Genomic DNA, 8,767 nt, shown 5'->3' on the forward strand with positions numbered 1-8,767 from the left:
CCGCGTAATGCGTGGCGCACAATTCTCCGAAGATGCCAGCCCGATGGCTCACCCGAGTCGTCCGGAAAAAGTTATCGAAATGAACAACTTCTACACCCTGACGGTGTATGAGAAAGGTTCAGAAGTTGTGTCTCTGCGGGATGCGCCAAAACCACAGTTTTAGAGAAATTTCTGTGTTTTGGTTGAAAGGTGCGCATACGCACTCACAAACTGGCAACAATCTGGGATTTCCCGATGCCTGTGTTAGAGTTTAAAGATAAAAAAGTATGAAGGTCGTCCGGTGCGCTGTGCAGCCATTTGCTGGCTGACAGAACCTGCTTCATCAACTTATATCGTCATCACTCTTAACAACAGAAACGTCAAAAGGTTTTTTATGACTCAACTGCCACAAGCCAAATTCCGCCACGATTATCGTGCACCGGACTATACCATCACGGACATTGACCTTAATTTCGAGCTTGATGCACAGAAGACCCTTGTGACCGCCATCAGTCAGATTAAACGACAGGGCGCAGAAGGGGCTCCGCTGGTGCTCAACGGCGAAGATCTGACGCTTGTCAGCCTGAAAATTAACGGTCAGGACTGGCCGAAATATCAGCTCAAAGAAGGCGCGCTGGAAATCACCGGCCTGCCGGAAGCCTTTGAACTGGCGATTGTTAACGAAATTCATCCGGCGAAAAACACCGCACTCGAAGGATTGTATCTTTCCGGCGAAGCACTTTGTACGCAATGTGAAGCCGAAGGTTTCCGCCACATTACTTATTATCTGGATCGCCCGGATGTTCTCGCGCGTTTTACCACCCGCATTGTGGCGGATAAAGCCCGTTATCCGTATCTGTTGTCCAACGGCAACCGTATTGAACAGGGGGAGCTGGAAGGCGGTAAACACTGGATCAAATGGCAGGATCCGTTCCCGAAACCTTGTTACCTGTTCGCGCTGGTAGCCGGTGATTTTGATGTTTTGCGCGATTCCTTCAAAACCCGCTCCGGCCGCGATGTGGCACTGGAACTGTTTGTCGATCGCGGTAATCTGGATCGTGCGGACTGGGCCATGGAATCCCTCAAGCAATCCATGAAATGGGACGAAACCCGTTTCAATCTCGAATACGATCTCGACATCTTTATGATTGTCGCCGTTGATTTCTTCAACATGGGCGCGATGGAAAACAAAGGACTGAACGTCTTTAACTCCAAATACGTGCTGGCGAAAGCGGAAACCGCGACCGACAAAGATTACCTCGGTATCGAAGCAGTGATCGGCCACGAATATTTCCATAACTGGACCGGCAACCGCGTCACCTGCCGCGACTGGTTCCAGCTGAGCCTGAAAGAAGGCCTGACCGTATTCCGTGATCAGGAATTCAGCTCAGACCTGGGATCGCGCTCGGTTAACCGTATTGATAACGTCCGCGTAATGCGTGGCGCACAATTCTCCGAAGATGCCAGCCCGATGGCTCACCCGATTCGTCCGGAAAAAGTTATCGAAATGAACAACTTCTACACCCTGACGGTGTATGAGAAAGGTTCAGAAGTTATCCGTATGCTTCACACCCTGCTGGGCGAAGAGAAATTCCAGGCCGGGATGCAGCTGTATTTTGAGCGTCATGATGGCAGCGCGGCAACCTGTGACGATTTTGTGCAGGCGATGGAAGATGCCTCAAACGTCGATCTTTCTCTGTTCCGCCGCTGGTACAGCCAGTCCGGTACACCCGTACTGACCGTGCGTGACGATTATGACGTGGAAAAACAGCAGTACACCCTGACAGTCAGCCAGAAAACCCCGGCAACGCCTGATCAGAGTGAAAAACTGCCACTGCATATTCCGCTGGATATTGAGTTGTACGACCCTCAGGGTAACGTCATTGCGCTCAAGCAAAACGGTCAGACGGTCAGTAACGTGCTGAATGTCACTGAAGCGGAGCAAACGTTCATCTTTGACGACGTGGCATACCCGCCGGTGCCTTCTTTACTGCGTGAATTCTCTGCGCCGGTGAAGCTTGATTACAAATGGGGCGATCATCAGCTGACTTTCCTGATGAAATATGCGCGTAACGATTTTGCGCGATGGGACGCTGCACAAAGCCTGCTGGCAACCTACATCAAATTGAACGTGGCACGTCACCAGCAGAAACAGCCATTGTCTCTGCCGCTGCATGTCGCGGATGCGTTCCGTGCAGTATTGCTGGATGAGAATATCGATCCGGCGCTGGCGGCGCAGATCCTGACCCTGCCGTCTGAAAATGAAATCGCTGAACTGTTCGACATTATCGATCCGCAAGCGATCAGCGCCGTTCACGATGCCATCACCCGTTGTCTGGCCACCGAAATGGCGGATGAATTCCTGGCGGTTTACAACGCTAACCGTCTGCCTGCGTACCGCGTGGTGCATGAAGATATCGGTAAGCGTTCGCTGCGCAATACCTGTCTGCATTATCTGGCCTTTGCCGATGTGGCACTGGCTGACCAACTGATTAAAACTCAGTTTGAGCAGGCTGATAACATGACAGATTCGCTGGCGGCGATGTCTGCGGCAGTTTCCGCACAGTTGCCTTGCCGTGAATCACTGATGGCGGCTTACGATGAGCGCTGGCATCACGACGGTCTGGTCATGGATAAATGGTTTATCCAGCAGGCGACCAGCCCGGCAGCCGATGTACTGGAGAAAGTCCGTTCACTGCTTAACCACCGTTCATTCAGCATGGGCAATCCGAACCGGGTTCGTTCATTAATCGGTGCGTTTGCCTCGGCGAATCCTCATGCATTCCACGCCACAGACGGCAGTGGCTATCAGTTCCTGACTGAAATGCTCACCGATCTTAATACCCGTAACCCGCAGGTGGCGGCGCGTATGATTGAGCCGTTGATCCGTCTGAAGCGTTACGATCAGCACCGTCAGGCGCTGATGCGTCAGGCACTTGAACAACTGAAAGGGCTGGAAAATCTGTCCGGTGATTTATTCGAAAAAATCACCAAAGCGCTAGAGGCGTAATTGCCTGTTATGGCAAGCCTGTCAGAATAAACAGCAGCAAAGCAAAAGGGCGATGGAAACATCGCCCTTTTTTCGTTTTAGATCCACTGAAAGCTGAAATCAGTTCTGCGCGCGTTTCGCTTCCTGAGCTATATTTTGCGCAGTCTGTGGCGTCAGTACGCGTTCCAGCACTTCGGCCTCCAGTTCTGCCAGTCGTGCAGAACCTTTACGGCGCGGACGCGGTAAATCAACCGTTAAATCCATGCCAATCTGCCCCTGATCGATAAGGATCACGCGATCAGCAACGGTCACGGCTTCGCTGACATCGTGCGTCACCAGCAGCACGGTGAAATCATGTTGCTGCCATAAGCGTTCAATCAGGCTTTGCATTTCGATGCGCGTTAGCGCATCCAGTGCACCCAGCGGTTCATCCAGCAATAACAGCCGGGGACGATGGATAAGTGCACGTGCCAGTGCCACACGTTGTTTCTGTCCGCCGGATAATGCCGACGGCCAGTCGTTGGCGCGATCTGCCAGCCCGACTTCTTCCAGCGCAGCCTGTGCGGCTTCACGCCACGGGCCTTTCAGGCCTAATCCTACGTTATCAATCACCTTCTTCCAGGGCAGCAGGCGGTCATCCTGAAACATCAGACGCGTATCTTCACGCACCTGACTCAGCGGTGCGCTGGCACTGAGCAATTCGCCTTGCGTGGTTTTCTCCAGTCCGGCCAGCAACCGCAACAGGGTGCTTTTGCCACAGCCGCTGCGCCCGACGACGGCGACAAACTGGCCGGGTGGTATGCGCAGATTGATATCGTTCAGCACGGCGCGGTTGCCGTATTTTTTTGTGATGCCGGACAGTGTCACCGGCGTGCCTTGCGGGATACGAGCGGGGGCATTCATGCGGCATCTCCTTGTTTCTTCTGATAAGCAGGGTGCCAGCGCAGCCAGACACTTTCCAGCAGGCGGGCAAGGACATCGGCCAGTTTGCCAAGAATGGCGTAAAGCACGATGGCGACAACCACGACGTCAGTTTGTAAAAACTCGCGGGCATTCATCGCCAGATAACCAATCCCGGAGTTCGCGGAAATGGTTTCAGCCACAATCAGCGTCAGCCACATAAACCCCAGCGCAAATCGTACGCCAACCATAATTGACGGTAACGCGCCCGGTAATACCACCTGAATAAACAATGGAAAACCGGAAAGCCCGTAGCTGCGCGACATCTCAAGCAGACCACGGTCAATATTGCGGATGCCGTGGTAGGTATTGAGATAAATCGGGAACAGCGTCCCCAGCGCCACCAGGAAAATCTTCGCGGACTCGTCAATGCCGAACCATAGGATCACCAACGGGATCAGCGCCAGATGTGGAATGTTTCGCAGCATTTGCAAAGAGCTGTCGAGCAGGCGCTCACCCCAGCGGGAAAGCCCGGTAATAAAGCCGAGCAGCAACCCGAGGCTGCCACCGATGGCGAAACCAGTCAGTGCGCGAAAGGTACTGATTTTCAGGTTCTGCCAAAGGTCACCGCTTTTGGCCAGCGTCCAGAAAGCTTCCACCACTGCGCTCGGTGCGGGCAGAATGCGGTTGGATAACCAGCCTGCTTCGACAGCCAGCTGCCAGCCACCGATCAAAACCACCGGCACCACCCACGGCGCTGCACGGTTCAGCCAGCGTTGTGTCGTTGTCATTTCTGCTCTCCTCAGTGCTGGCTGGCAGTGCGCTTGGTCGCAAAGTCATGAGCAACCAGTTCGCCACGCGGCAAGATGGCTTTCTTCACGGTACTGTCGTCTTCAGGTTTTGCCAGATCCAGATGCGGGAAAAGCAATTCACTGACGCGATACGCTTCTTCCAGATGCGGATAACCGGAGAAAATAAAGGTATCGATACCCAGATCTGCATATTCCTGCATACGTGCGGCGACTGTCGGCCCATCACCTACCAGCGCCGTTCCTGCTCCGGTACGGACCAGACCGATGCCGGCCCAGAGATTCGGGCTGATTTCCAGTTTGTTGCGGTCGCCGCCGTGCAATGCTGCCATCCGGTGCTGGCCGACGGAATCGGTTTTAGCGAAAGCTGCCTGGGCGCGTTGAATAGTTTCGTCATCCACGTTGGCGATCAGTTTGTCGGCAGCACGCCAGGCTTCTTCGGTAGTTTCACGTACAATTACGTGCAGTCGAATACCGAAACGCACGGTGCGGCCTTTTGCAGCCGCTTTGGCGCGGACCTGCTCAATTTTTTCTTTCACCAGCGCCGGAGGCTCGCCCCAGGTCAGATACAGTTCAACCTGCTCGGCAGCAAGATCCTGCGCTTCGTCAGAAGACCCGCCGAAATACAGTGGCGGACGAGGGTATTGGACCGGTGGATGCATCAGACTCGCGCCCTTTACCTGAATGTGTTTGCCTTCGTAATCGACGGTTTCGCCTTCCAGAACACGACGCCAGATACGGGTAAATTCCGCTGACGCTTCATAACGTTCCTTATGGTTGAGGTGTAAACCTTCTGCGGCCAGTTCAGCCGGATCACCACCCGTCACCAGATTAAACAGGGCGCGTCCCCCTGAAAGCCGGTCGAGCGTCGCGGCCTGACGGGCTGCCAGGGTAGGGGAAATAATGCCCGGGCGCAGTGCGACCAGAAATTTCAGCCGCTGCGTGACGGAGATCAGCGAGGCGGCTACCAGCCATGAATCTTCGCATGAACGGCCGGTCGGTAGCAGCACACCGCCGAAACCTAAGCGATCAGCCGCTTGCGCGATCTGTTGAAGATAACCGTGGTCGACGACGCGGGCTCCTTCTTCAGTGCCTAAATAGCGGCCATCGCCATGGGTAGGTAAAAACCAGAATACGTTCAGACTCATCTTTATGTTCCTCTCAAAGTTTGCGATTCGTTACCGCTCAGCGGCGGCTAAATAGCTATTCAGTTAGCTTGTACGGCCGGTTTCCAGATGCGATCTTTAATCTCAACCGGCTTAGGTAAAATGTGGTTCTGATAGAACAAATCGGCGGTTTGTTGCTGGCGTTTCTCTGTTTCGTTGCTGACCGGCGTGATAGGCATATCCGGCAGATGATCCAAATAGGACGCCACTACCTTTTCCGGCAGTCCCATTGACAGGGAAAGCAGTTTGATACTTTGCTCACGGTCGGTTTTGGTCAGCGCATTCGCCTGCGTCAACACCTCCAGAACCTGGCTGATAAACTGAGGATTGGCTTCGGTATATTTTTTCGGTGCGAGATAGAAGGAGCCGGTCTGATGCAGTGTCGAGCCGTCGGTCAGAACACGGACATCACCCTCAACAAGGGCAGCCGAATAGTACGGATCCCAGATGGCCCAGGCATCCACGTCATGTTGCTGGAAGGCGGCGCGCGCATCAGCAGGCGTCAGATACACCGGCTGGATATCGCTGAATTTCAGGCCTGCCTGTTGCAGGGCGCGCAGCAAAAGGTTGTGAGAGCTGGAACCTTTCTGGAAAGCGACTTTATGGCCTTTAAGATCTGCCACGGTTTTGATCGGGCTGTTGCTGTCGACCAGAATGACTTCCGCTTTCGGTTTCGGCGGTTCAGAGCCGATATACAGCAAATCCGCGCCCGCGGCCTGCGCGAACAACGGCGGCAAATCACCGGTACCGCCCAGATCAATACTCCCGACGTTCAGGGCTTCAAGGATTTGGGGGCCGGCAGGAAATTCTACCCAGCTGATTTTGGTGTCCGGGAAACGTTTTTCCAGCAACTGATGAGATTTCGCCAGCACCAGTCCGACAGATCCTTTCTGGTAGGCAATACGCAATTGCGCCGGATCCTTTTCCTGAGCCGTGGCGGTACCGCTGAGCAAAAGGCTGGCCAGCAGGCTGATCACAACAGGGAAGCGGCGTAATAAAGAGACAGAAGCAGGCATGATTAAGTCCTTTTTAACTCAGACACGCAGGGCTTGCGCAGAAAGTGATGCAACAGAGGGTTGCTGCGGACGCCGGCGGCTCAGCGCCAGATAGAAATTTTCCAGAGATTCAATCAGACGCTCTTCCAGTGCGGGGGCCAGCGTGGCGGGGAATGTCTGATAGTCAGTAATCAGGCTGTCATCGGCGAAAACGCCCTGCAAAACTTCCTGTGCTTTCAGCGAGGCAAGAACCGGTTTCAATGCGTAATCGACGGCCAGCATATGGCCGATGGATCCGGCGGTGGCCAGCGGCAGCACTACCTTATGATCAAGTGCGCGTTCAGGCAGTAAATCGAGCAGAGTTTTCAGTGCTCCGGAAAAAGAAGCTTTATATACCGGTGTGGCGACGATCAGGCCATCTGCTTGTGCCAGTTCCGCATTCAACTGCTTCAGCTGCGGGCTGCCAAAATTAGCGAACAGCAGATCGTCAGCTGAGAAATCCTGAATATTATAGGTGAAGACTTCAACACCACGACTTGCCAGCCACTGGTGGCTGAGCGCCAGCAGCGAAGAGGAGCGGGAGGGTTGTCGCGGGCTACCTGCCAGGGTGACTACACGCATTTGCTTATTCCTTATAACAATCTGTTATAGAACTATCATTTTTATTAACGAAGTGAGGTAAACCTAGCAGGCAGAGGCGGCGGAGCGGAAATCTCAATTTTGGCTATAGAAAGTTTTAAATCAGATAAAGTGCGTGTTAAGTGCGCAGCGCAGCGATGGCGGGAAAGAGAAGAAAAGTGAAGTAAAGGTAACTAAAAAGTAATCGTTTGCTTAACGGAGCAATTATTTAGCCAATATGCCGGTTATCATTTCCAATTGTCCGGCGCTTAGTCAATAATACCGCCCCGTCTAGCCACCGGGAATCCAGGAGTCTCCATGTATTATCCTCTTGTCAGGAAAGCACTGTTTCAGCTCGATCCAGAGCGAGCCCACGAGTTAACCTTTCGTCAGCTGAGCCGTATTTCCGGCACCCCCTTTGAATTTTTAATCCGCCAGTCAGTGCCGGCCAGGCCCGTGACCTGCATGGGATTATCCTTTAAGAACCCTCTGGGGCTGGCTGCTGGCCTGGATAAAGACGGCGAATGTATTGACGCGCTCGGGGCAATGGGCTTTGGATTTATTGAAGTCGGTACCGTGACTCCGCGTGCGCAGGCCGGAAATGATAAGCCACGTTTATTCCGTATTGTTGAAGCTGAAGGCCTGATTAATCGCATGGGTTTCAATAATCATGGCGTGGATAATCTGGTGAATAACGTCAAAAAATCACACTTTGGCGGCGTCCTGGGGATTAATATTGGCAAGAATAAAGATACACCGGTCGAGCAGGGTAAAGAGGATTATCTGACCTGTATGGAAAAGGTATATCCGTACGCAGGTTATATTGCGGTGAATATTTCATCACCTAACACCCCCGGATTACGCTCACTGCAATACGGTGAAGCGCTGGATGATTTGCTGGCAGCGATTAAGAATAAACAGCTTGAGCTACAGCAACGCCACCAAAAATATGTGCCTGTTGCCGTAAAGATCGCGCCGGATCTTTCTGAGGAAGAACTGATCCAAATAGCTGACAGTTTAGTCCGTCATAATATGGATGGCGTCATTGCGACGAATACCACACTCGATCGTAAACTCATTCAGGGGCTGAATCATTGTGACCAGGTCGGTGGCCTGAGCGGGCGCCCGGTACAACTTCGCAGTACAGAAATCATCCGCATGCTCTCTAATGAATTACAAGGACGCCTGCCTGTTATTGGTGTTGGCGGTATTGATTCATTAACTGCGGCGCGTGAAAAAATGGCGGCAGGCGCTTCCTTAATTCAAATCTATTCCGGCTTTATCTTTAAAGGCCCGGGCCTGATCAAAGAT

At 53.1% G+C, this 8,767-nt stretch carries 7 protein-coding genes; 2 read left to right on the forward strand and 5 right to left on the reverse strand.

Features of this window, described 5'->3' with window-relative positions; genetic code table 11:
- The first annotated feature begins 373 nt into the window (after positions 1–373).
- The gene (pepN, locus tag J1785_RS06520) at positions 374–2,989 is read left to right on the forward strand and encodes an aminopeptidase N (RefSeq protein ID WP_217219068.1); all 2,616 of its coding nucleotides are present in this window, start codon (positions 374–376) and stop codon (positions 2,987–2,989) included.
- 99 nt (positions 2,990–3,088) lie between these two features.
- On the opposite strand, the gene ssuB is transcribed toward pepN, so the two are convergent.
- Genes ssuB through ssuE form a run of 5 tightly spaced genes read right to left on the reverse strand, consistent with a single transcriptional unit; the run spans position 3,089 to position 7,459 of the window.
- Entirely contained in the window at positions 3,089–3,871 is a 783-nt protein-coding gene (gene ssuB, locus J1785_RS06525; RefSeq protein ID WP_217219069.1) for an aliphatic sulfonates ABC transporter ATP-binding protein, read from the reverse strand.
- Complete coding sequence (gene ssuC / locus J1785_RS06530) at positions 3,868–4,659, reverse strand: aliphatic sulfonate ABC transporter permease SsuC (protein WP_129952510.1); 792 nt, start codon at positions 4,657–4,659, stop codon at positions 3,868–3,870. Before ssuC ends, ssuB begins: the two co-directional genes overlap by 4 nt.
- An 11-nt stretch (positions 4,660–4,670) precedes the next feature.
- The gene (ssuD, locus tag J1785_RS06535) at positions 4,671–5,825 is read right to left on the reverse strand and encodes an FMNH2-dependent alkanesulfonate monooxygenase (RefSeq protein ID WP_129952511.1); all 1,155 of its coding nucleotides are present in this window, start codon (positions 5,823–5,825) and stop codon (positions 4,671–4,673) included.
- A gap of 59 nt (positions 5,826–5,884) precedes the next feature.
- Positions 5,885–6,859, reverse strand: a complete 975-nt coding sequence (locus J1785_RS06540) for a sulfonate ABC transporter substrate-binding protein (protein WP_129952512.1) — start codon at positions 6,857–6,859, stop codon at positions 5,885–5,887.
- 18 nt (positions 6,860–6,877) lie between these two features.
- Positions 6,878–7,459, reverse strand: a complete 582-nt coding sequence (gene ssuE, locus J1785_RS06545) for an NADPH-dependent FMN reductase (protein ID WP_129952513.1) — start codon at positions 7,457–7,459, stop codon at positions 6,878–6,880.
- 315 nt (positions 7,460–7,774) lie between these two features.
- Here ssuE and pyrD point away from each other — a divergent pair.
- The coding region (gene pyrD / locus J1785_RS06550) for a quinone-dependent dihydroorotate dehydrogenase (protein ID WP_217219070.1) at positions 7,775–8,767 on the forward strand (993 nt) is incomplete at its 3' end.

The organism is Rahnella perminowiae, assembly GCF_019049755.1.
Lineage (GTDB): Bacteria > Pseudomonadota > Gammaproteobacteria > Enterobacterales > Enterobacteriaceae > Rahnella > Rahnella perminowiae.